Here is a 22,046-nt window from a genome sequence, read left to right as displayed (position 1 = left end):
GCGGGCCTCAGCGCTGATGCTTCGGTCTCGACCGCCGGGCCTCAGTGTTGATGCTTCGGCCCTCGACCGCCGGGCCTCAGTGTTGATGCTTCGGCCCTCGACCGCCGGGCCTCAGACCCCGCGGAACCGGTTGATGCCGCTGAGGTGCTGCTCGCGCTTCTCCGAGTTGCTGACCCCGAGGCCCTCCTCAGGGGCCAGTGCCAGCACGCCGACCTTGCCCTGGTGCAGGTTCTGGTGCACGTCGTACGCGGCCTGGCCGGTGTCGGCCAGCGGGTACACCCGGGACAGCGTCGGGTGCACCATGCCCTTGGAGATCAGCCGGTTGGCCTCGAAGGCCTCGCGGTAGTTCGCGAAGTGCGAGCCGACGATCCGCTTGAGGTTCATCCACAGGTAGCGGTTGTCGAACTCGTGCATGTACCCCGAGGTCGAGGCGCAGGTGACGATCTGACCACCCTTTCGGGTGACGTAGACCGACGCGCCGAAGGTCTCCCGGCCGGGGTGCTCGAACACGATGTCCGGATCCTCGCCACCGGTCAGCTCGCGGATCTTCGCCCCGAAGCGCTTCCACTCCTTCGGGTCCTGGGTCTGCGGGTCGGACCAGAACTTGTAGCCCTCGGCGTTGCGGTCGATGACCAGCTCGGCGCCCATGTCCCGGCAGATCTGGGCCTTCTCCTCGGAGGAGACGATGCAGACCGGGGTGGCGCCGCCGTTCAGCGCGAACTGGGTGGCGTACGAGCCGAGCCCGCCGGAGGCGCCCCAGATCAGCACGACGTCGCCCTGTTTCATGTCGGCGCCGTTGCGCGAGACCAGCTGCCGGTAGGCGGTGGAGTTGACCAGGCCAGGGGAGGCGGCCTCCTCCCAGGTCAGGTGGTCCGGCTTGGGCATCAGCTGGTTGGACTTGACCAGGGCCATCTCGGCCAGGCCGCCGAAGTTGGTCTCGAAGCCCCAGATGCGCTGCTCCGGGTCCATCATCGTGTCGGAGTGCCCGTCCGGGCTCTCCAGCTCGACCGACAGGCAGTGCGCGACGACCTGGTCCCCGGCCTTCCAGGAGTTCACCCCCGGCCCGGTCCGCACGACAACACCGGCCAGGTCGGATCCGATCACCTGATAGGGGAGGTCGTGCCGCGCGGCCAGCGGGGAGATCTTGCCGTAGCGCTTGAGGAAGTTGAACGTCGAGAGCGGCTCGAAGATCGAGGTCCAGACGGTGTTGTAGTTGATGGCGCTGGCCATCACGGCCACCAGGGCCTCGCCCGGACCGAGCTCGGGCACCGGCACGTCCTCGACCCGCAGGCTCTTGCGCGGGTCCTTCTCCTTGGTGGGCAGACCCTCGAACATGTCGGCGTCCTCGGCCCGGACGGTGACGCCCTGGTAGTGCTCGGGCACCTCCAGGCCGCCGACGTCGGCGAACTGCTCGGCGAGGATGGCGTCGCGGATGTCCTTCACTGCTGGCCTCCGATGGCGACGTTGGCAGGGGAGTTGTCGGGGTGCGGGTATCCGGCTCTGCTTGGGATACCGCAAGTTACTGCGTAGTATGGTAACCACTGGGGCGGGCGCCCCGGATACCCCGGGGCGGTCATCGTGACCCAGCGCACCGGACAGCCGTACTGCCTGCGGTGCGCGGGCCACGGCGACCGGCCCGTCAGTGTCCGCCGGCGGCCGGCTCGACCAGCTCCACCAGCACGCCACCGGCGTCCTTCGGGTGTACGAAGTTCACTCTCGAGTCCGAGGTGCCGCGGCGCGGCTCGTCGTAGAGCAGGCGCAGACCCTTGGCGCGCAACGCCTCGCCCGCGGCGGCCACGTCGTGCACCCGGTACGCGACCTGCTGCAGGCCCGGACCGTTGCGGTCGATGAACGTGGCGATCGTGGAGCTCTCGTTCAGCGGCGCCAGCAGCTGCACCTTGGTCGCGCTCGCGGCCTCGCCGGGCGCGCCGAGCATCGCCTCGCGCACCCCCTGCTCGGTGTTGGTCTCCTCGTGCACCGAGACCAGTCCGAGGGTCTCGGCGTACCAGCGGATCGCCTCGTCCAGGTCCGGTACGGCGATCCCGACGTGATCCACGGCCACGACCAGCGGCGACAGTGCGTCCTCGGTTGTCGTCATGGGGGCAGAAGGTACCTTGCCTACTGACGAGTAGGGTCATGTGCGCCTGCTCACCCCCTCCGTCCGGTGCGCCCCACCGGGCGAGCCGGCGTGGGTATGGTGGCCGCCCCACCTGCCAACGAAGCTGCTGGAGGACCCGTGTCCGGAACCGTGATCGTCGCCGGCGCCCGTACGCCGATGGGCCGCCTGCTCGGCTCCCTGAAGGACTTCTCCGGGGCCCAGCTCGGCGGTGTCGCCATCAAGGCCGCCCTGGAGCGCGCAGGCGTGGCGCCCGACCAGGTGCAGTACACGATCATGGGCCAGGTGCTGACCGCCGGCGCCGGCCAGATCCCCGCGCGCCAGGCCGCCGTCGATGCGGGCATCCCGATGGACGTCCCGGCACTGACCATCAACAAGGTCTGCCTCTCCGGCGCCGACGCCATCGCGCTGGCCGACCAGCTCATCCGGGCCGGCGAGTTCGACGTCGTCGTGGCCGGCGGCCAGGAGTCGATGACCCAGGCCCCGCACATGCTCGCCAAGTCCCGCGAGGGCACCAAGTTCGGCGACGCGACGCTCACCGACCACATGTCCTACGACGGCTTGTTCTGCGCCTTCGACCAGGTCGCGATGGGTGCGTCGACCGAGAAGTTCAACGGGCGCTACGAGCTGACCCGCGAGGAGCAGGACGCCTTCTCCGCTCGCTCGCACCAGAACGCCGCGCGGGCCGCCCAGGACGGCACCTTCGACCAGGAGATCACCCCGGTCGAGATCCCGCAGCGCAAGGGCGACCCGGTGCAGTTCGCCACCGACGAGGGGGTCCGGGGAGACACCACCGCGGAGGGCCTCGGCAAGCTCAAGCCCGCCTTCTCCTCGGACGGCACCATCACCGCCGGATCGGCGTCGCAGATCTCCGACGGAGCCGCCGCCGTCGTGGTGATGAGCAAGGCCAAGGCCGAGGAGCTCGGCCTCGAGTGGATCGCCGAGATCGGCGCGCACGGTGCCGTCGCCGGTCCGGACGCCAGCCTGCACGAGCAGCCGGCGAACGCGATCGTCAAGGCCTGCGAGAAGGAGGGCATCTCGCCCTCCGACCTGGACCTCGTCGAGATCAACGAGGCGTTCGCCGCGGTCGGCATCGTGTCCGGCCGCAAGCTGGGCATCGACGAGGACAAGGTGAACGTCGACGGCGGCGCGATCGCCCTCGGGCATCCGATCGGCATGTCCGGCGCCCGGATCGCGCTGCACCTGGCGCTCGCGCTGCGCAACCGCGGCGGCGGGGTCGGCGCGGCCGCGCTGTGCGGCGGCGGTGGCCAGGGCGACGCGCTGATCGTGCGCGTGCCGAAGTCCTGATCCGCACCGGGCCGGTCCCCGACGTTCCGGAGGCCGGCCCGCAGCCCCGTCCGCCCGATCCGCCGACCGCCGGAGGACCCGCCCGTGCCGCCGAGCCCGCAGGAGCTGGTGGACCGCGCCCGCGCGGGTGAACCGGTCGCGGTCGCCCGGCTGATCTCGATGGTCGAGAACGCCGGTCCGCAGCTGCGGGAGATCTCCGCGGCGCTCTCGCCGCACGCCGGACGCGCACACGTCGTCGGGCTGACCGGGTCGCCGGGGGTCGGGAAGTCGACCTCGACCTCGGCCCTGGTGTCCGAGCTGCGCGCCCGCGGGCGCACGGTCGGGGTCCTCGCGGTGGACCCGTCGTCGCCGTTCAGCGGTGGGGCGCTGCTCGGCGACCGGGTCCGGATGGGCGAGCACGCCGACGACGACGGGGTGTTCATCCGCTCGATGGCCACCCGCGGCCACCTCGGTGGGCTGTCCTGGGCGACCCCGCAGGCGCTGCGGGTGCTCGACGCCGCCGGTTGCGACGTGGTGCTGATCGAGACCGTCGGTGTCGGGCAGTCCGAGGTGGAGATCGTCGGGCTGGCCGACAGCACCGTGGTGCTGCTGGCGCCCGGGATGGGCGACGGCGTCCAGGCGGCGAAGGCCGGGATCCTCGAGATCGGCGACATCTTCGTGGTGAACAAGGCGGACCGGGACGGCGCCCGGCGCACCGTCCGGGAGCTGCGGAACATGCTCACGCTCCGGGAGGGCGACGGCGAGGTCTGGGAGCCGCCGGTGCTGTCCACCGTCGCGGCCCGCTGCGAGGGCATCGACGCGCTCGCCGACGCCCTGGACGAGCACCGCGCCTGGTCGGAGCGCTCCGGTGAACGGGAGCGCCGGCGGCGGGAGCGGTCCCGTCGCGAGATCGAGGCGATCGGGATGGAGCAGGTCCGGGCCCGGATGGCGCAGGTGCGCGGTGGAGACGGGCTGAACGCCGTGACCGAGCGGGTGCTGGCGGGCGAGCTGGACCCGTGGGCCGCCGCCGACACCCTCCTGGCCGACGCCGGCGGCTGACCCCGCCCGGCCGCGCGCCTCCCCGGTACGGCGGCCCGTCACGGCGGTGCCGCCCTGCGGTCCAGCACGGCCAGGGCGCGGGCCGAGCCGGTGCGCAGCGCGAGCCGCCGGGCCTCGGCGGCCGCCGTCGCGGCGTCCGCGCCGTCCCGGTCCACCGCGGCCAGCAGCGTGTCCAGCCGGTCCCGGACCGCCGGCCCGTGTGCGACGTCGACGAGCAGCGGGACCGGCGGGGACTGCCGGTCCACCCGTGGCCCGTCCGCCTCGTGGTCCTGACCGCGCGGTCCGGACGCGACGACCGTGGCGGCCCCTCCCGGATCGGCCTCGTGCAGCAGCCGGACCTGTCGTTCCCGCGCCGTGGCCGCCAGGTCGTCGCGCTCCGCCCGGCGGCCGGCGTCGGCGGCGACCGCGTAGGCCGACCAGGCCCGGTTCGCGACGTCCCGGTCGCGTTCCTGGTCCCCGGCCAGCAGCGCGGCCTCGGCGAGCAGCGCCGCCAGCGCCCGAGCGTGCTCCGGGTGCAGGCAGTGGTCGAGCAACCCGCGCAGGTGCTCGACCTGCGCGGCGAGGGCGCCGTGCGCCGCCGCGGTGCCCAGCCGGTGGTCCAGGCCGGCGGTGGCGCGGAGCTGGGCGGTCAGCAGCCCGATCGCCTCGTCGTCCAGCTCGGCGGCGGCGCCCACCGCGGCGCGCAGCCGGTCGGTGGCCGCCGACCCGTCCGCACCGGGCCGGGCCGGCGGCGGGCCCAGGCCGAGCTCGGCCTCGGTCCGCCCGTACAGCTCGGCGAGCAGCGCGCGGTGCTCGGGTGCCGGCGTCGCGTGCCCGTTCTCCCAGCGGGAGAGCTGGGTCTTGAGGCTCCCCGTGGTCGCCGCGGTCCCGGTGCCGCGCGCGGCCAGCGCCGCCAGCTCCCGGGCCGCCGCGCCCTGCGACCAGCCCCGGTCCCGCCGGGCCGCGCGCAGCAGGTCCCGCCGCCCGGCTGCCGCTTCCGCCCCGTCCACCGGGCCGATTCTGTCGGTGCCCCGGCCTACTGTCAACACAGTTGACGCAACAGGGCGTCAACACCCGGGGGTGTGTGATGGATCTGCTCGACTGCGTCGGTTGCGTGCTGCTGGCCGGGCTGTCCGGCGGGGTCGCGGGATGGGCCACGGTGCGTCGGATGCTGAGGCCGGATCCCCCACCGCCCCGCGGGTCGGTGATGCGCAGCTGGCCCGGTGCCGGTCACCGGACCGGGCCGCCGGCCGGTCCGCGGCGGACGGTCCGCCGTCGCCGGAGGCGGCGGCACCGGGAGTGAGGCGTGATCACCGTGGTCACCGGGCCGGCGCCCGCCGGCCGACGTCGTTCAGTCGAAGTCGCCGGAGGCCCGGCGGACCGATCGCAGCAGCTCGGTGAGCTGGTCCTGCTCGGCCTCGGTGAGCCCGCCGAGTCCGAAGTCGATCGCCGTCACCGCGGCGGTCGCCTTCTCCAGGCGGGCGTGGCCCTCCGGGGTCAGTTCCACCAGGGTCGCCCGGCGGTCGGTGGGGTGCGGGAGCCGCTGGACGAGCCCGTCGGCCTGCAGCCGGTCCACGATGTTGGTCACGCTGGTCGGGTGCAGCTGCAGCCGGTCGCCCATCACCCGCATCGGAAGGCTCCCGCGGCGGGCGAAGTCGAGCAGCACCAGCGCCTCGTACCGGGCGAAGGTCAGGCCGAGCGGTTTCAGCGCACCGTCCACTGCCGACAGCAGGATCTGCTGGACCCGCATCACGCTGGTGACGGTGCCCATCGTGCGGGAGGGGCCGATGCGTTCCTCCCACAGCTCGGCCGCGCGCCGGATCGGGTCGAAGGGGAGCGACCCGCGGTGTGCCATGGCGCCGACGCTAGCAAGTGGTGGCCGGGCGCCCACCCGTCACGTGCCGGACCGTCCGGGGCCCGCGTGGCAGGGTGCGCGCATGCTCTTCGCGTTCAGCATCGCCCCGTCCGGTGCACCCGCGTCCCCGGAGTCCGCCGGCGGCGGCGTCAGTGCCGCGGTGGCCGAGGCGGTCCGGGTGGTCCGCGAGTCCGGCCTGCCGCACGAAACGACGTCGATGTTCACCACGATCGAGTCCGACACCTGGGACGAGGGCATGGAGGTGGTCAAGCGGGCGGTCGAGGCGGTCTCCGCGGTCGCGCCGCGGGTGAGCCTGGTGCTCAAGGCCGACATCCGGCCCGGTTACACCGGCCAGCTCGGCGCCAAGGTCGAACGGGTCGAGGAGCACCTGCGCGGCGACGGGGAGGGGGCGTGACCGCGCCGCCCGCACCGAGCGATCGCGGGGCGGCCCCGGCGCGGGTGGTGCTGGTGCACGGCGCGTGGCACCGCGGATCCTCGTGGGGGCCGGTCGTGACCGAACTCGAACGCCGCGGCGTGCCCGCGGTGGCCCCGGACCTGCCCGTCGATCGCCCGGGCGCCGGGTACGACGCGCTGCTCGGCCCGGTCCTCGACGCCGCAGGCGGCGCGGGGCCGGTGGTACTGGTCGGGCACTCGCTCGGTGGGCTCGTCGCGCCGGTCGCGGCCGAGCGGCTCGGACCGGACCGGGTGCGGGCGCTGGCCATGGTCGGTGCGCTCGTGCCGGAGCCCGGGCGGGCCTACATCGAACGGCTGCGGGCCGAGCCCGGGCCGATGGTCCCCGGCTACGACGCCGGCGTCCGGCGGGGCGAGGGGCGCGTCACCTACTGGCCGGACGGCGCGACGGCCGCGTCCGGGGTCTACCGCGGGGTGGCGGAGGAACTGGCCGCGCTCGGGCACGACGACCCGGACGGTGCGGTGGCCGGCGCGGTGGCGGGGCTGCGGCCGCAGGACTGGTCGGTCCTGAAGGAGCCCTCGCCGCTGACCACCCGGCCGTCCGGGCGGACCGTGTCGGTGGTCTGCACCGCGGACGCTGTCGTCGACCCGGGCGTGGGCCGGCAGGCGGCCGCCGGGATCGGTGCCCGGCTCGTCGAGCTGGCCGGCGGGCACTTCCCGATGCTCACCCGCCCGGCGGAGCTGGCCGAGGTGCTCGCGGGGCTCGCCGCGGGCCACTGATCCGAGCCGGGCACCGACCCGAGCCGGTCCCGGAGACGACGGCGGCCGGTGACGGGTATCCGTCACCGGCCGTCCGGGCCACCCGCGGTGGCGGCCCCGGTTGCCCGGGGCGGGTCGTCGTCGTCAGGCGATGGCGTTGGTGAAGAAGAAGACCCCGACCAGGATCGCCACGAACCCCAGGACCATGGCGATCTGGCCCAGCTTGGCCAGGGCCGGCTGGCGGAAGGAGAGGAAGCCGGTGACCAGGGCCGCGAGGCCCAGCACCCAGCCCGCCAGCGGGACGAAGATGCCGGCGATGATGCCGAGCGCACCCAGGGCCAGCGCGACGTAGGCGAGGGTCGGCTTGGCGGCGGTCTGCAGGTTGCTCATGTGTCTCGAATCCTCCGGTCTCCGACGGTGCCCGGGGCACGCCGTCGGTCGTTCTCGTGGCTGCGATCGCGTCCGCTGCCGTCCGGCCACGCGCGGTGATCGTCCGGCCGTTGCACCCGGTTCAACGAGCGGCCGGCCCGGGTGTTGCTACGCCGGTCCGGTGATTGCGGACGCAGCGTGCCGGTGCGGCGCCGGAGCGTGCCCCGGCCGGTGCCCGTGCGGCCCCGGTGCACCGGGCGGGGACCGGAAGCGGTCCGGCACAGCGGTTCGCGCACGGCTCGGCCGCGCGCACGGCTCGGCAGCGGCCGCACGGGGCGGGGTCTGTCACACCGGACTCGCGCGCGTGCCAGGATGGGCGACGTGTCACGCCCAGATCCCCGTCAGGCGGCCCAGCGTTCGGCGATGTCGTCGGCCATGGCCGGAGCGGTCGACCTCTCCGGTCTGAAGGCGCGCGCCGAGGCGGCCGGTAAGCAGCCGACCGGCGGTGCCACGGGTGGCGCCCCGCCCGAGGGCGGGGCCGGCGGCCCGTGGGTCGTCGACGCCACCGAGCAGGGCTTCCAGAACGAGGTGCTGGAGCCCTCGCTGCAGGTCCCGGTCGTCGTCGAGCTGTGGGCCAGCCGGTACTCGCGCGAGGAGCAGCTCTCCTCGGAGCTGGAGCGCCTCGCGTCCACCGGTGGTGGCGCCTGGCGGCTGGCCCGGGTGGACATCGACACGCAGCCGCGGATCGCCCAGGCGTTCGGCGTGCAGCAGGTCCCGACGCTGGTGGTCCTGGTCGGCGGGCAGCCGGTGGACGCGGTCAACGGCGCCATTCCGGACGACAAGGCCGCCGAGTGGGTCCGCTCGCTGCTGGACGCGCTGCGCGAGCGGATGCCCGCGATCGCCGAGGGCGAGAGCCGGGCCGCGGCCGGCGACACCGACCAGCAGGACGAGGAGCCGGCCGAGGAGCCCGAGGACCCGCGGTTCACCGCGGCCGAGGACGCCCTCGAGCAGGGTGACTACGCCGGTGCCGAGGCCGCCTACCGGGCGATCCTGGACAGCGAGCCGGCGAACGAGCAAGCCAAGGCCGCGCTCGCCCAGACGAGGTTCCTGGCCCGGGCGGAGCGGGCCGACCCGTCCGCGATCGAGCGTGCCGACGCGAACCCGGACGACGTCGACGCCCAGCTCGCCGCGGCCGACGCCGAGCTGGCCGATGACCGGGTCGAGGCGGCGTTCGACCGGCTGGTGGCCACCGTCGGCCGCACCGCGGGGGAGGACCGGGACCGGGTCCGCGAGCACCTGGTCGAGATGTTCGAGCTGTTCCCCGGGGACGACCAGCGGGTGAGCACGGCGCGCCGGGCCCTGGCCCGCGCCCTGTTCTGAGCCGCTCCGCCGTGGGCCCGTCCGAGCCGTGACCGGACCGGTGCGCGCCGGCGAGGACGGTGCACCGGGGGCGACCGAGCCCGTCATCGGCGGCCCGCGACCTGCCGGAGTCCCGGAGCAGCTGTGCCGTGCCGTCCGGGTGATCGTGCCGGTCGTCACGGTGGCCGCGCTGGTCACCGCGGCGCTGCTGTTCGCCCTCGGCCAGCCACCGCTGTTGCGCTGGCTCCCGGCCACGGACGTGGCGGCGATGCACGTCGACTTCGACACGTTCTGGCGGTCCGCGCAGGCGCTGGTCGAACGGGGCGTCGGCAGCGCCGCGATCTACGACACCGGCGCCCGGCTGCACAACCTCAACCCGCCGCTGCTGTCGGTGCTGCTGGTGCCGTTCGGGCTGCTCGACCCGTTGACCGCCTACCGGGCGTTCACCGGGCTGTCGGTGCTGCTGGTGGTCGTCGTGGTCGGCGCCGTCTGCCGGGAGCTCGCCCTGGGCCGCACCTGGACGCTGCTCGGCGTCGGGACGGTGCTGGCCTCCTCGCCGCTGCACGGCACGCTGCTGCTCGGCCAGATCTACCCGCTGCTGCTGGCCGGCCTGGTCGCGGGCTGGCTCGCCGACCGGCGGGGCCACGGGCGCACGGCCGCCGTGCTGTACGGCGTCACCGTCGCGCTCAAGCCGTCGCTGGCGCCGCTGCTGCTGCTACCGGCCGCGCAGCGCCGGTGGCCGGCACTGCGCACCGGGGTCGCCGCGGCCGCGCTCGCCACCCTGGCCGGGGTGGCCGTCGCCGGCTGGCCGACGGCGTGGCAGTGGTTGTCGATGGTGCTGGCCGAGCCGGTCGGCCCCACCCCGGCCAACGCCTCGCTGCCCGGGCTGGCCCTGCGCTGGGGCCTGCCGACGATGCTCGGGACGGTTTCGGGTGCGCTGTTGCTGGCCGGGACGCTCGCGCACTACGCCCGCCGCACCATCCGGTACGGGTTCTCCTCGGCGGCCGGGACCGACCCGGCCGGGACCGCGCCGTTCGCCGTGCTGGCGACCGGCCTGCTGGCCGCGCCGATCTCCTGGCACAACTACCTGTTGCTGCTCTGGCCCGGTCTGCTGGTGCTGGTGGCGTCCGGACGTCCGGGCGACACCCGGCGCCGGGTGGTGGGCGCGCTGCTGGCGGTCGCGCTGATCCCGGTGAGCTGGGCCGACCTGTGGGCCGACGGCACCGTGACCGGCGCGCTCGGCCGCGCCCTCTACACCGCGGTGCTGCTCGCCGTGTGGTGGTCGCTGCTGCGCCCGGCGACCGGCCCGGCCGGGACAACGGACCCGGTAGGACCACACGGTTTCCGCTCTGCGGAAGGTGCGACCCGGAAACCGGGATAGCCGTGGACACTCCGCGCACCGACGAGCGAGGAGGCACGCGGTGACCGATCCGACCCGCAGCGGCGCGGCAGCCGGAGACGCGACGGGGACCCCCGGGCGCAGCGGCTGGGTGGCGCCGCTGTGCTGGTCCGCGGTGGCACTCGAAGGGTTCGACCTGGTCGTGCTGGGGGTGGTGCTGCCCTCGTTGCTCGACGACCCGGTCTGGGGACTGAACCCGGCCACCGCCTCGCTGATCTCCACGGCCGGGCTGCTCGGCGTCATGGTCGGCGCGCTGTCCGTGGGCCCGGTCGCGGACCGGTTGGGCCGGCGCAAGGCCATGCTGATCACCGTCGTGTCCTTCTCGGTGCTGACCCTGGCGTGCGCGGTCGCGACCGGCCCGTGGATGTTCGCAGCGCTGCGGTTCCTGGCCGGGCTCGGTCTCGGCGGGGTGCTGCCGGTCGCCATCGCGATGGTCAACGAGCACGGCAGGCCCGGCCGCGGCGGCAGCTCCACGACGATCCTGATGACCGGCTACCACGCCGGGGCGGTGGCCACCTCGCTGCTCGGGATCTGGGTGATCCCGGCCTTCGGCTGGCAGTGGATGTTCGTGCTCGGCGCGCTGCCCGCGCTGGTGCTGGCGCCGCTGCTGTCCCGGTACCTGCCCGACGACGTCCCGGTCGTGGCGCCGGCCGGTGCCACGGCGCGGCCCGCCGCGTCCCGCAACCCGATCGCGCAGCTGGTCCGGGACGGCTACCTGCCCTCGTCGATCGCGTTCTGGATCGCCTCGTTCATGGGGCTGTTGCTGGTCTACGGCCTGAACACCTGGCTGCCGCAGATCATGCGGGTCGCCGGGTACGGGCTCGGCGCAGCACTGTCCCAGCTGCTGGTGCTCAACGTCGGCGCGGTGCTCGGCCTGCTGGTCGCCGGCCGGGTCGCCGACCGGATCGGGCTGCGCCCGGCGGCGATCGCCTGGTTCGCCGCCGCCACGGTGTTCCTGGCGCTGCTGGCGGTGCGGATGCCCGGGTTCGGCATCTACCTCGGCGTCCTGCTGGCCGGGGTGTTCGTGTTCAGCTCCCAGGTGCTGGTCTACGCCTACGTCAGCCGGCACTACCCGGCGCATGCCCGGGCGTCCGCGCTCGGAGCCGCGAGCGGGATCGGCCGCCTCGGTGCGATCAGCGGGCCGCTGCTGGGCGGGCTGTTGCTGCAGGCCGGGATCGCCTACCCGTGGGGCTTCTTCGCGTTCGCCGGGGTGGCTGCGCTGGGTGCGGTCGCGGTGCTCGGCGTCCGCCGGGCCGACGCCGGGGCGCCGGCGCCCGAGCCGCGTTAGAGCGACCGGCAAGTGATGCGCCGACCGGGTCGATGACCGGTCTGCACACCTCGACCGGCCCGCCGACGGTCACGACGACGACCGGGCCCCTCGTGAAAGCACGGCGCAACGAGCGGCACCAGGGCCGTTCGATCTCCGCCGCACAGCCCTGGTGTCCCGCTGACCACGACGACGGGTGGCGGACGCCTCAATTGGGCGGTCGCTCCGGCCCGGTCAGTCGCTGGAGGCGGTGCCGGTCTCCGAGGTGCCGGTCTCCGAAGTGCCGGGCCCGGAGGTGCCGGTGACGAACGAGCCGGTGCGCACCGTCCGCACACCGACCGTCCCGGGAGCGGGGGAGGCGCTGGTCGAGGGCGGCGGATCGCCCTCGACCAGCGCCGGACCCACGGTGACGGCACTGTCGGTGGCTGCCCTGTCGGTGACGGCGCTGTCGGCGACGGCGCTGTCGGTGTCGTCGGCCGGGGCCCCGGCGGCGGCGCGGAAGCCGTCGTCCGGGGTGGCGGGAGCCTCGACGTCGGTGTCCTCCGGGGCGTCCGGGAGCTGCCCGGCCGGCAGCGGCGCCGGCACCGACGCCGCCGGGACCGCGGCGGTGTCCGTGGCGGCGAGCACCGGCCCGCCGGTCTCCTCGGGCACCAGCCAGAGCACGCCCGACGGCGGCAGCCGCAGCACCGCCGACGCCGGCTGGCCGTGCCACATGTACTGCTCGCCCCGCACCCGGCCCAGGTTCCCGACCCCCGAGCCGCCGTACCCGGTCGCGTCCGTGTTGACCAGCTCGGTCCAGGGGCCGGCGAACGGCAGCCCGACCCGGTAGTCCTCGCGCGGCGCGCCGGAGAAGTTCGCGACGCAGGCCAGGACGGTCGGCCGGCCGTCGTCGTCGGTGCCGTAGCGCAGGAACGAGAACACGTTGCCGGTGGCGTCGTTGGCGTCGATCCAGGCGAACCCGTCCGGCGTGGTGTCGCGCGACCACAGCGCCGGGTGCTCCCGGTAGATCCGGTTCAGGTCGCCGAGCAGCGTGGTGATGCCCCCGTGCAGCGGGTCGGCCTGCTGCAGGTGCCAGTCCAGCGAGCGCTGCTCGGACCACTCGCGCGGCTGGCCGAACTCGCCGCCCATGAACAGCAGCTGCTTGCCCGGGTGCGCCCACATGTAGGCCAGCAGCGCGCGGACCCCGGCGGCCTTGTTCCAGTCGTCGCCGGGCATCCGGGTCCACAGTGACCCCTTGCCGTGCACGACCTCGTCATGGCTGATCGGCAGCACGTAGTTCTCGCTGAACGCGTACATCAGCGAGAACGTCATCTGGTTGTGGTGGTAGCTGCGGTGCACGGGGTCGTGCGCGAGGTAGTCGAGCGTGTCGTGCATCCAGCCCATGTTCCACTTGAGCCCGAAACCGAGGCCGCCCATGTAGGTGGGCCGGGTGACGCCGGGCCAGGCGGTGGACTCCTCGGCGATCGTCACGACGCCCGGGTGCTCCCGGTAGACGGTCGCGTTCATCTCCTGCAGGAACGCCACCGCGTCCAGGTTCTCCCGGCCGCCGTGCACGTTCGGCAGCCACTGGCCGTCGGCGCGGGAGTAGTCCAGGTAGAGCATCGAGGCGACGGCATCCACCCGCAGGCCGTCGATGTGGAACGACTCCAGCCAGTAGAGCGCGTTCGCGACGAGGAAGTTGCGCACCTCGTTGCGGCCGAAGTCGAAGACCAGCGTGCCCCAGTCCGGCTGCTCGCCGCGGCGCGGGTCGGCGTGCTCGTAGCAGGCGGTGCCGTCGAACCGGGCCAGCGCCCACTCGTCGCGCGGGAAGTGCGCGGGCACCCAGTCGACGAGCACGCCGTACCCGGCCCGGTGCAGCCGGTCGACGAAGTACCGGAAGTCGTCCGGGGTGCCGTACCGCGCGGTCGGTGCGTAGTACGAGGTCACCTGGTAGCCCCAGGACCCGCCGAACGGGTACTCGGCCACCGGCAGCAGCTCGACGTGGGTGAATCCGGTCCCGTCCAGGTAGGCGACCAGCCGCTCGGCGATCTCCCGGTAGTCCAGGCCCGGGACCCACGACCCGAGGTGCATCTCGTAGACGCTCATCGGCTCCGCGTGCGGGGAGCTCGTGGCGCGGGCGGCCATCCACTCGTGGTCACCCCACTCGTGCACCGGTGCGGTCACCACCGAGGCGGTCTGCGGCGGGATCTCGGTGGCGAACGCCATCGGGTCCGCCTTGTCCCGCCAGCGCCCGTCCGGCCCCAGGACGCGGAACTTGTACCGGGCGCCGACGCCGACGTCCGGCAGGAAGATCTCCCAGATGCCGGAGGTGCCCAGCGACCGCATCGGCAGCGCCCAGCCGGCCCAGCCGTCGACGTCGCCGGTGACGCGCACGCCGCGGGCGTTCGGCGCCCACACCGCGAAGCTGGTGCCGGTCACCGGGCCGGACGCCGTGTCGTAGTGGCGGATGTGCGCGCCCAGCGCGTCCCAGAGCCGCTCGTGGCGGCCCTCGCCGATCAGGTGCAGGTCCAGGGTGCCGAGCGTCGGCAACCAGCGGTACGGGTCGTCGACGACCCGCTCCTCGGGGGCGTCGTCCGGGCCGGAGCCGACGAGCAGCCGGTAGTCGCCGCCCGACCCGGGGACGACGCCGGAGAACAGCCCGGAGTCGTGCACCCGGGTCAGCTCGTGGGCCAGTGCGCGCTCGCCGTTGGGCAGCACCGACACCGTTCGGGCGTCCGGGCGCAGCACCCGGATCAGCGTGCCGTCGGCGTGCGCGTGGGCGCCGAGCACCGCGTGCGGGTCGTGGTGGGCGCCGCCCAGGAGTCGGTCGGTCGTCGCCTGGTCCGGGGCGTGAGCGTCGATCGCGCGGGTCTCCTCGGATGTCACCTGCGGAACCGTACTGCGGGCGACCGACGCTCGCCGACCGCGGTGGGAGGACCGTTGTCGGATCGCATCCGGAGCCCCCGACGCGCGGTCCGCGGGCCGTCGTGGCGACCGTCCGGTGCCGGGCCGGCGAGCCGTGGCCGGGACGACGTGTTGACGGCAGTGGCGGTGATCGGTGATGTTCGGCTTCTGAACGGTCGTTAAGTTGGGAGTGCGCGTGATCAGGACCCGGTTCACCGAGGAGTTCGGCATCGACCACCCGGTCATCCAGGGCGGCATGCAGTGGGTGGGCCGGGCCCCGCTGGTGGCCGCGGTGGCGAACGCCGGCGCCCTCGGCTTCATCACCGCGCTGACCCAGCCGACGCCGGAGGAGCTGACGAAGGAGATCGCACGCTGCCGCGAGCTCACCGACCGGCCGTTCGGGGTGAACCTGACGATCCTGCCGGCGATCGACCCGCCGCCGTACGCCGAGTACCGGCAGGCGATCATCGACGCCGGCGTGCCGATCGTGGAGACGGCCGGGTCGAACCCGACCGAGCACCTGGAGCACTTCCACGCGCACGGGATCAAGGTGATCCACAAGTGCACGAGCGTGCGGCACGCGGTCAAGGCCGAGTCGATCGGTGTCGACGCGGTCAGTATCGACGGCTTCGAGTGCGCCGGCCACCCCGGTGAGGACGACACCCCCGGCCTGGTCCTGATCCCGGCCGCGGCCGATCGGCTCTCTATCCCGATGATCGCCTCCGGCGGGTTCGCCGACGCCCGCGGGCTGGTCGCGGCGCTCGCCCTCGGCGCGGACGGGATCAACATGGGCACCCGGTTCATGGCGACCGTCGAGTCCGGCATCCATCGACGCGTGAAGGACCGGCTGGTCGAGGCCGGTGAGCGCGACACCCAGCTGATCTTCCGGCAGCTGCGCAACACGGCCCGGGTGGCCGACAACGCGGTGAGTCGCGAGGTCGTGGCCCGGCTGAACGACGGCGCGGACTTCGAGAACATCCGCGAGCTCGTCGCGGGCTCGCGCGGCGTCGGCGTCTACGAGACCGGGGACCTCGACGCCGGCATCTGGTCCGCCGGGATGGTGCAGGGCCTCATCCGCGACGTCCCGACCTGCGACGAGCTGGTCACCCGGATCGTCGAGGAGGCGGCCGGGATCATCCGGGACCGGCTCGGCGGCGCGCTCGCCCCCGCCCCCGCCCCCGCACCCGTCCCGGCGGCTGCGAGCTGATCGTTTCCACGTACCCGATGCCCGCCCACCCGCTCCCCGCCCCGGCCGACGTCTCGCTGCTCGAACTGCTCGACCTCGAACCGGTCGGGCGGGACGGCTTTCGGGCTCCGACCGTGTTCGACGAGCGGTACCCGCTCTACGGTGGCCAGGTCGCCGCGCAGGCGTTGCTGGCTGCCGCACGGACGGTGCCCGACGGCCGTCCGCCGCACTCGATGCACGGCTACTTCCTGCGCAGCGGCGACACCGCTCGTCCCACCCTGCTGCGCGTCGAGCGGGACCGCGACGGGCGCTCGTTCTCCACCCGCCGCGTGGTGGCCGAGCAGGCTGGTGAGGTCGTGTTCAGCCTGTCGGCGTCGTTCCAGACGCCGGAGGACGGCCTGGACCAGCAGGTCGATCCCGTCCCCGACGTTGCAGCGCCGGAGGAGTCGGAGCCGTTCGAGCCGCCCCGGCTGCTCGGGTTCGAGGGTCGGCAGCCGCCGCAGCCAAACGGGGGCCGCTTGCCGACCCGGTTCTGGGCCCGCTGCACCGAGGCGCTGCCCGACGACGACCTGATGCACGCGGCCGTGCTGACCTACCTGTCGGACATCATGACCGGGCTGCTGCCGCTGATGACCGAGGGCTACGAACCGAGCGCGAGCCTCGACCACGCGCTGTGGTTCCACCGGCCGGCCCGGATCGACCGCTGGATGCTGATGGACCTGGTCGGCCGCTCCACCGGCGGCGGGCGCGGCTGGTACACGGGATCGCTGTCCACGCCGGACGGTGTGCTGCGGGCGAGCATCGCCCAGGAGTCGCTGTTCCGCAGGAGGCGGCGCGGTCCGCGAGCCGCGACGGGGTGACGTCGTGACGGCGCGGGCCTCGAGCGGAGCCTCGTCACTTCGGGGGCATGCGGATCGCACCGTCGAGCCGGATCGTCTCGCCGTTCGCGTAGTCGTTGGTCAGCACCTCGACCGCCATCGACGCGAACTCCTCGGCCGTGCCGAGCCGGTTCGGGTACACGACGCTCTCCCCGAGCTTCGCCTTGAACGCATCGGCCTGCTCGCCGGAGCCATAGATCGGGGTGTCGATCAGGCCCGGTGCGATCGTGTTGACCCGGATGCCGTGGCGGGACAGGTCGCGGGCCATCGGCAGGGTCATGCCGACGACGCCGCCCTTCGATGCCGAGTACGAGGTCTGGCCGATCTGACCGTCGAAGGCGGCGGCGGACGCGGTGTTCAGGATCGCGCCGCGAGAGGTGCCGTCGGCGAGCGGATCGGTCGCTGCCATCGCCGACGCGGCCAGTCGCGCGCAGTTGTAGGTTCCCACGAGGTTGACCCGGAGCACGAACTCGAAGTCATCGAGGGAGGCAGGGGACAGGTCACGGCCGATGATGCGGGCTGCGCGGCCGAGCCCGGCGCTGTTCACGAGAAGCCGCAGCGGCCCGAGCTCCGACGCGGCGTCGACCGCGGCGCTGACCTGCTCCTGGTCGGTGACGTCCGCCTTGGCGAACGTCCCGCCGAGCTCGGCTGCGAGCTTCTCGCCCTTCTCCTCCTGCAGGTCGAGCACGACGACCTTGGCGCCACGCTGGGCCAGCAGCCGCGACGTGGCCTCGCCGAGGCCCGACGCGCCACCGGTCACGATCGCCGATGCGCCTGTGATGTCCACGGGCTACTCCTTACCTGTTCCTGCTTCTCCGTCGGTCTTGTTCCGGTCGCCGTCTGCTCATCTGAGCTTGAACTTCTGCACCTTCCCCGACGCCGTGCGCGGCAGCGCGTCGACGACCTGCAGCGACGTCGGCTTCTTGTACGACGCCAGCCGGGTGCGGCAGTGCTCCACGATCTCCTCGAAGATCGGCGGGTCGGCCGGGTCGGCGGGGACGACCACCGCGCAGGGGGTCTCCACCCACCGCTCGTGCGGCACGCCCACCACGGCGACGTCGGAGACCTTGGGGTGGGCGTCGATCGCGGCCTCCACCTCGGCGCAGTAGATGTTCTCCCCACCGGAGACGATCATGTCCTTGAGCCGGTCGACGACCGTGATGAAGCCGTCCGGGTCCATCACGCACAGGTCGCCCGAGTGGAACCAGCCGCCGGCGAACGCGGCCGCGGTGGCCTCCGGGTTGCGCCAGTACTCCCGCATGACCGTCGGCCCGCGGTAGACGATCTCGCCGACCTCGCCGCGCGGGACGTCACGCATCTGCTCGTCGACGATCCGCGCCTCCACGTTGATGATCGGCGTGCCGACCGAGCCCATCTTGGCGACCGCGTCCTCGCCGCGCAGCACGCAGGTCACCGAGCTCATCTCGGTCTGGCCGAACATGTTGTAGTTCGGCACCTCGCCGAACGTGTCGGCCATCGCCTGCAGCACCGACGGCGGTGCCACCGACGCGCCCCACGACATCCGGCGCAGCGGGAGGTCCCGGTCCCCGATGCCGGGCAGCTCGCAGATCGCCTTCCACTGGGTCGGCACGAAGTAGCACCCGGTGACGCGTTCGCGCTCCATCAGGTCCACGATCTCGGCCGCGTCGAAGCCGCCGGAGCGGGTGATGATGGAACGGCCGCCGACGAGCAGGTGGAACAGGATGCCGTTGAGCCCGCCGATGTGGAACAGCGGCAGGCCCGAGAGCCACACCTCGTCCGGGTCCTTGATGCCCTGGGTGAGCGCGACGTTGACGCTGTTGTTCACCAGGTTGTGGTGGGTGAGCACCGCACCCTTGGGTCGCCCGGTGGTGCCCGAGGTGTACATGAGGAACGCCGGGTCGTCCTCGGGCACGTCGATCACGAGCGGGGTCGGGTCCGCGCCGGCGAGAGCGTCCTCGTAGGACTCGGCGCCGAGGTCCGGGGTCGCTTCCGCGCCGCCGGTCGCGAGCACCGCGCGGAGGTCCGGTGCCGCGCCTCGGGCCGCTGCAGCGGTCGCCGCCAGGTCGGCGTCGACGACCAGCGCGGCGGCGTCGGCGTCGGCGAGGATGAAGGCGACCTCGTCGGCGACCAGCCGGAAGTTCACCGGCACCGCGATCGCGCCGAGCCGGCACGCGGCGAGGTAGGCCTCGACCAGCTCCAGGCAGTTCTGCATGAGCACTGCGACCCGGTCGCCACGGCGCACACCGCGGTCGGCCAGCGCCCGGGCCAGGCGGGTCACGCGCTCGTCCAGCTCGGCGTAGCTGCGCCGCTCGCCCCCGAACTGGAATGCGAGCGCCTCCGGACGCAGCCGGGCCTGGCGGGCGAGCTGCTCGCCGTGCGACATGCGCCGGGCCGCGGCGAGCGCGGTGGCTCCCTCGTCGTTCACGGCTCCCTCGTCGTTCATGGCTCTCTCGTCGTTCATGGTCCTGTCGTCGCTCACGGCGCCTCCTCGAACACCGGGGCCCGCTTGGCGAAGTTCGCCGTCACCGCCTCCACCTGGTTCGGGCTCCCGATCAGCGCGCCGATCTCGACCTGCTCGGCCGCGAACCCGGTCGCGAGATCGACCCGCCCGGCCTGGTCCAGCAGCCGCTTCGCCGCGCGCACCGCGTGCGGGTTGCGCCCGGCGATCTCGCGGGCCAGCGCGAACGCGGCGGCGAGCGGGTCGTCGTCGGTCCGGGTGGCGAGGCCGATCCGCGCCGCCTCGGTGCCGTCGATGGTGCGGCCGGTGAGGGTGAGCTCCTTCGCGACGTCGCGCCCGACGAGCTCGGGCAGCACCTGGGTGCCGGTCATGTCCGGGATCAGCCCCCACACGACCTCCATCACCGAGAGCCGGGCGTCCGGGGCGACGATGCGGATGTCGGCCCCCAGCGCGACCTGGAGGCCACCGCCGAGCGCGTTGCCGCGCACCGCGGCGATCACCGGCACTCCCAGCTCCGCCCAGACGTAGGCCGCTCGCTGGCCGGCGGCCTGTGCCGGCCCGTCCGAGGGCGGCAGCTGTGCGGTTGCCGAGAGCCGTTCTCCGGACGCCATGGCCTGGAACGAGCCGAAGTCGAGACCGGCGCAGAAGTCCGGGCCCTCCCCGGAGAGCACGACCACGCGCACCGCCGGGTCGTCGCGCAGCCGCTCGCCGGTGGTGACCAGGCCCGCGAACATGGCCGGGTCCAGCGCGTTGCGCTTGTCCGGGCGGGACAGCCGGACGTCGGCGACCCCGTCGGAGACGGTGACCCGCACGCGTTCGCCGCGCTGCGTGTCGCTGCCGTTCTGCTCGCTCATGTCGATCCTCGTCTCGGGGTCGGTTCGCTCGGCAGGGTCGGTCGCGCCGGCGCTCACCGGCCGGTGAACCGGGCGGGTCGTTTCTCCAGGAACGCGGCCACCCCCTCCGCGTGGTCGGCGGAGGCGAAGCACTCCGCCAGGGCGACCCGCGTGGTGCCCACGTGCGACTGCAGGTCCGTGCCCGCGCCTCCCTGCACGAGCTTCTTGGTGCGCGCCAGCGCGAACGGCGACGCCGCCGCGATCGTGCGGGCGAGCCGGTCGGCGGCGGCCGGCAGCTCGTCGGGGGCGACGACCTCGGTGGCGAAGCCGAGGGCCAGTGCCCGGTCGGCGTCGAGGTCCTCGCCGGTGTAGAGCAGCCGCAGCGCGGGGCCGGTGCCGATCTGGCGCGGCAGCAGCCAGGTGCCGGCGCCGGTGTCGGACACCAGGCCGCGGTGGGTGAAGTTCCAGCGGAACCGGGCCCGGGTCGAGACGATGCGCAGGTCGGCCTGGGTGGCGAACTCGGCGCCCATGCCGACCGCCATCCCGTCGACGCCCGCGACGACCGGCTTCGGGCAGCCGACGAGCAGCGGCACACCGCCGCGACGGTCGCCGGCGCCGCCATCGACGTCACGTCCCCGTTCGTCCGGGTCGCGGCTCGCCAGGTCGGCGAGGTCGATGCCGGCGCAGAAGCTGCCCGGCGTGCCGGTGACCAGCAGGACGCGCACCGCGTCATCGGCACCCGCCTGCTCGACGCGCTCGGTGAACTCGTCGAGCATCGCGTAGGTCATCGCGCCGCGCTTGTCCGGCCGGTCGATGGTCAGGGTGGCGACGCCGTCGGTCACCTCGTAGCGGATCTCGTGCATCGGCCGCCCTCCTGCCACGCCGCGGGACGCCACGATGCTAGGTGAACGATCGTTAAGTTGACTAGTGCCGTGGCGCCGCTGATGTGGGCGACGGCGTGACGACGACCTTCCCGAGCACGCTCCGCTCTCCCAGCCGGGCGACGGCCGCGCCCGCCTCTTCGAGCGGGTAGGTGGCCGTGACCGGTGGCGCGACCGCCCCGGACGACACGAACGGCAGCAGCCGGTCCCACTCCTGGCGCAGGTATCCCGGCCGGGGGCCGGCGTATGCGCCCCAGCCGACGCCGCGCACGTCGATGTTGTTCAGCAGCAGGCGGTTCACCCGCACGCTCGGGATGTCGCCCGCGGTGAACCCGAGGACCAGCAGCCGGCCGAGCGGGGCGAGGCAGCGCAGCGAGTCGGTGAGGCGATCGCCGCCGACGGGGTCGACCACCATGTCGACGCCCGCGCCGCCGGTGAGCTCACGAACCGCGTCCTTGAAGCCGTCGGCGAGCACGGCCTCGTGCGAGCCCACCGAGCGCACGAACTCCGCCTTCTCCGGCGTGGAGACCACCGAGACGACCCGGGCATCGAGGGCGGCGGCGAGCTGGATGGTCGCGGTCCCGATGCCGCCCGCTGCGCCGTGGACGAGCACCGTCTCGCCCGCGCGGAGCCCGCCCCGGGTGATCAGGGCGAACGTCATCGTCAGGTAGTTCATGGGAACGCACGCGGCGGCGTCGAACCCGATCGACGGCGGCAGCGGGAACACGCTCGACGCCGGTGCCGTCACGAGTTCCGCGAAGGCCCCGATGGTGCTCGACCCGGCCACCCGGTCGCCGGGGGAGAACTCCGAGTCCGCGGGGGCCTCCCGCACGAGACCGGCGAACTCGCCGCCCAGGACGAACGGGACCTCCGGCTTGTACTGGTAGCGGTCCTGGGTGAGCAGGAGATCGGGGAAGTTGATGCCCGCAGCTCGCACCTGCACGAGCACCTCGCCCTCGCCCCGGACCGGGTCGGGGACCTCGCCGACCTCGACCGCCTCCGGCCCGTCCAGCCGCTCGACCTGAGCTGCCCGCACGCGTCCCACCCCTTCTTTCCTCTTTCATCGTCGCCACCACGATGCCATG

General features: G+C 73.8%; 19 protein-coding genes and 1 pseudogene. 9 read left to right on the top strand and 11 right to left on the bottom strand.

What is annotated here, in order from left to right; genetic code table 11:
* Nucleotides 1-111: 111 nt before the first annotated feature.
* Complete coding sequence (gene ccrA, locus ACLFMI_RS13555; RefSeq protein WP_410948190.1) at nucleotides 112-1,443, bottom strand: crotonyl-CoA carboxylase/reductase; 1,332 nt, start codon at nucleotides 1,441-1,443, stop codon at nucleotides 112-114.
* A gap of 196 nt (nucleotides 1,444-1,639) precedes the next feature.
* The gene (gene mce, locus ACLFMI_RS13550) at nucleotides 1,640-2,098 is read right to left on the bottom strand and encodes a methylmalonyl-CoA epimerase (RefSeq protein ID WP_410948189.1); all 459 of its coding nucleotides are present in this window, start codon (nucleotides 2,096-2,098) and stop codon (nucleotides 1,640-1,642) included.
* Between the two features lie 138 nt (nucleotides 2,099-2,236).
* Between mce and ACLFMI_RS13545 the strand changes: the two genes are divergently transcribed.
* Both ACLFMI_RS13545 and meaB read left to right on the top strand, forming a co-directional pair.
* A complete protein-coding gene (locus tag ACLFMI_RS13545) occupies nucleotides 2,237-3,424 on the top strand; it encodes an acetyl-CoA C-acetyltransferase (RefSeq protein WP_410948188.1) in 1,188 nt (395 codons plus the stop codon).
* Between the two features lie 84 nt (nucleotides 3,425-3,508).
* The gene (gene meaB, locus ACLFMI_RS13540; protein ID WP_410948187.1) at nucleotides 3,509-4,462 is read left to right on the top strand and encodes a methylmalonyl Co-A mutase-associated GTPase MeaB; all 954 of its coding nucleotides are present in this window, start codon (nucleotides 3,509-3,511) and stop codon (nucleotides 4,460-4,462) included.
* Between the two features lie 38 nt (nucleotides 4,463-4,500).
* Here meaB and ACLFMI_RS13535 read toward each other — a convergent pair whose 3' ends face one another.
* Nucleotides 4,501-5,451: a helix-turn-helix domain-containing protein gene (locus ACLFMI_RS13535; RefSeq protein WP_410948186.1), complete on the bottom strand. Its 951-nt coding sequence runs from the start codon at nucleotides 5,449-5,451 to the stop codon at nucleotides 4,501-4,503.
* A 341-nt stretch (nucleotides 5,452-5,792) separates the two neighbouring features.
* Complete coding sequence (locus ACLFMI_RS13530; protein WP_410948185.1) at nucleotides 5,793-6,296, bottom strand: MarR family winged helix-turn-helix transcriptional regulator; 504 nt, start codon at nucleotides 6,294-6,296, stop codon at nucleotides 5,793-5,795.
* An 82-nt stretch (nucleotides 6,297-6,378) separates the two neighbouring features.
* Between ACLFMI_RS13530 and ACLFMI_RS13525 the strand changes: the two genes are divergently transcribed.
* Together ACLFMI_RS13525 and ACLFMI_RS13520 are read left to right on the top strand one after the other, a co-directional pair.
* Nucleotides 6,379-6,711: a thiamine-binding protein gene (locus ACLFMI_RS13525; RefSeq protein ID WP_410948184.1), complete on the top strand. Its 333-nt coding sequence runs from the start codon at nucleotides 6,379-6,381 to the stop codon at nucleotides 6,709-6,711.
* On the top strand, nucleotides 6,708-7,487 hold the full coding sequence (locus ACLFMI_RS13520) for an alpha/beta fold hydrolase (protein WP_410948183.1): 780 nt from the start codon (nucleotides 6,708-6,710) through the stop codon (nucleotides 7,485-7,487). The genes ACLFMI_RS13525 and ACLFMI_RS13520 overlap by 4 nt, the downstream gene beginning before the upstream one ends.
* 123 nt (nucleotides 7,488-7,610) lie before the next feature.
* Here ACLFMI_RS13520 and ACLFMI_RS13515 read toward each other — a convergent pair whose 3' ends face one another.
* Complete coding sequence (locus ACLFMI_RS13515) at nucleotides 7,611-7,856, bottom strand: hypothetical protein (RefSeq protein ID WP_410948182.1); 246 nt, start codon at nucleotides 7,854-7,856, stop codon at nucleotides 7,611-7,613.
* Between the two features lie 402 nt (nucleotides 7,857-8,258).
* On the opposite strand from ACLFMI_RS13515, the gene ACLFMI_RS13510 reads away from it, so the two are divergent.
* The 3 genes from ACLFMI_RS13510 to ACLFMI_RS13500 are packed head-to-tail and all read left to right on the top strand — an operon-like array spanning nucleotide 8,259 to nucleotide 11,881.
* Entirely contained in the window at nucleotides 8,259-9,215 is a 957-nt protein-coding gene (locus tag ACLFMI_RS13510; protein ID WP_410948181.1) for a tetratricopeptide repeat protein, read from the top strand.
* A gap of 28 nt (nucleotides 9,216-9,243) precedes the next feature.
* Entirely contained in the window at nucleotides 9,244-10,575 is a 1,332-nt protein-coding gene (locus ACLFMI_RS13505) for a glycosyltransferase family 87 protein (protein WP_410948180.1), read from the top strand.
* 40 nt (nucleotides 10,576-10,615) lie between these two features.
* On the top strand, nucleotides 10,616-11,881 hold the full coding sequence (locus ACLFMI_RS13500) for an MFS transporter (protein ID WP_410948179.1): 1,266 nt from the start codon (nucleotides 10,616-10,618) through the stop codon (nucleotides 11,879-11,881).
* Between the two features lie 618 nt (nucleotides 11,882-12,499).
* Here the strand turns inward: ACLFMI_RS13500 and glgB are convergent.
* Nucleotides 12,500-14,725, bottom strand: a pseudogene (gene glgB, locus ACLFMI_RS13495) (1,4-alpha-glucan branching protein GlgB); the annotation flags it as partial.
* 214 nt (nucleotides 14,726-14,939) lie between these two features.
* Here glgB and ACLFMI_RS13490 point away from each other — a divergent pair.
* Together ACLFMI_RS13490 and ACLFMI_RS13485 are read left to right on the top strand one after the other, a co-directional pair.
* Nucleotides 14,940-15,950, top strand: a complete 1,011-nt coding sequence (locus tag ACLFMI_RS13490; protein WP_410948178.1) for an NAD(P)H-dependent flavin oxidoreductase — start codon at nucleotides 14,940-14,942, stop codon at nucleotides 15,948-15,950.
* Nucleotides 15,951-15,967: 17 nt separating this feature from the next.
* Entirely contained in the window at nucleotides 15,968-16,789 is an 822-nt protein-coding gene (locus tag ACLFMI_RS13485; protein WP_410948177.1) for an acyl-CoA thioesterase, read from the top strand.
* Between the two features lie 34 nt (nucleotides 16,790-16,823).
* Here ACLFMI_RS13485 and ACLFMI_RS13480 read toward each other — a convergent pair whose 3' ends face one another.
* The 5 genes from ACLFMI_RS13480 to ACLFMI_RS13460 all read right to left on the bottom strand — a co-directional run bounded on the left by ACLFMI_RS13480 (nucleotide 16,824) and on the right by ACLFMI_RS13460 (nucleotide 21,997).
* Entirely contained in the window at nucleotides 16,824-17,594 is a 771-nt protein-coding gene (locus ACLFMI_RS13480) for an SDR family NAD(P)-dependent oxidoreductase (RefSeq protein ID WP_410948176.1), read from the bottom strand.
* A 57-nt stretch (nucleotides 17,595-17,651) separates the two neighbouring features.
* Nucleotides 17,652-19,268 (bottom strand): long-chain-fatty-acid--CoA ligase, encoded by a 1,617-nt coding sequence (locus tag ACLFMI_RS13475; RefSeq protein ID WP_410948175.1) that lies wholly within the window; start codon nucleotides 19,266-19,268, stop codon nucleotides 17,652-17,654.
* The gene (locus ACLFMI_RS13470) at nucleotides 19,265-20,101 is read right to left on the bottom strand and encodes a crotonase/enoyl-CoA hydratase family protein (protein ID WP_410948174.1); all 837 of its coding nucleotides are present in this window, start codon (nucleotides 20,099-20,101) and stop codon (nucleotides 19,265-19,267) included. The genes ACLFMI_RS13475 and ACLFMI_RS13470 overlap by 4 nt, the downstream gene beginning before the upstream one ends.
* Before the next feature lie 53 nt (nucleotides 20,102-20,154).
* The gene (locus ACLFMI_RS13465; RefSeq protein WP_410948173.1) at nucleotides 20,155-20,943 is read right to left on the bottom strand and encodes an enoyl-CoA hydratase/isomerase family protein; all 789 of its coding nucleotides are present in this window, start codon (nucleotides 20,941-20,943) and stop codon (nucleotides 20,155-20,157) included.
* Between the two features lie 61 nt (nucleotides 20,944-21,004).
* Nucleotides 21,005-21,997 (bottom strand): NADPH:quinone oxidoreductase family protein, encoded by a 993-nt coding sequence (locus tag ACLFMI_RS13460; RefSeq protein ID WP_410948172.1) that lies wholly within the window; start codon nucleotides 21,995-21,997, stop codon nucleotides 21,005-21,007.
* Nucleotides 21,998-22,046 lie beyond the last annotated feature (49 nt).

Origin of the sequence: Pseudonocardia nantongensis (genome assembly GCF_046546495.1) — a bacterium.
Classification (GTDB): domain Bacteria; phylum Actinomycetota; class Actinomycetes; order Mycobacteriales; family Pseudonocardiaceae; genus Pseudonocardia; species Pseudonocardia nantongensis.
Note: the sequence above shows the minus strand (reverse complement) of the source record. Positions and strands in the feature narration are given on the sequence as shown.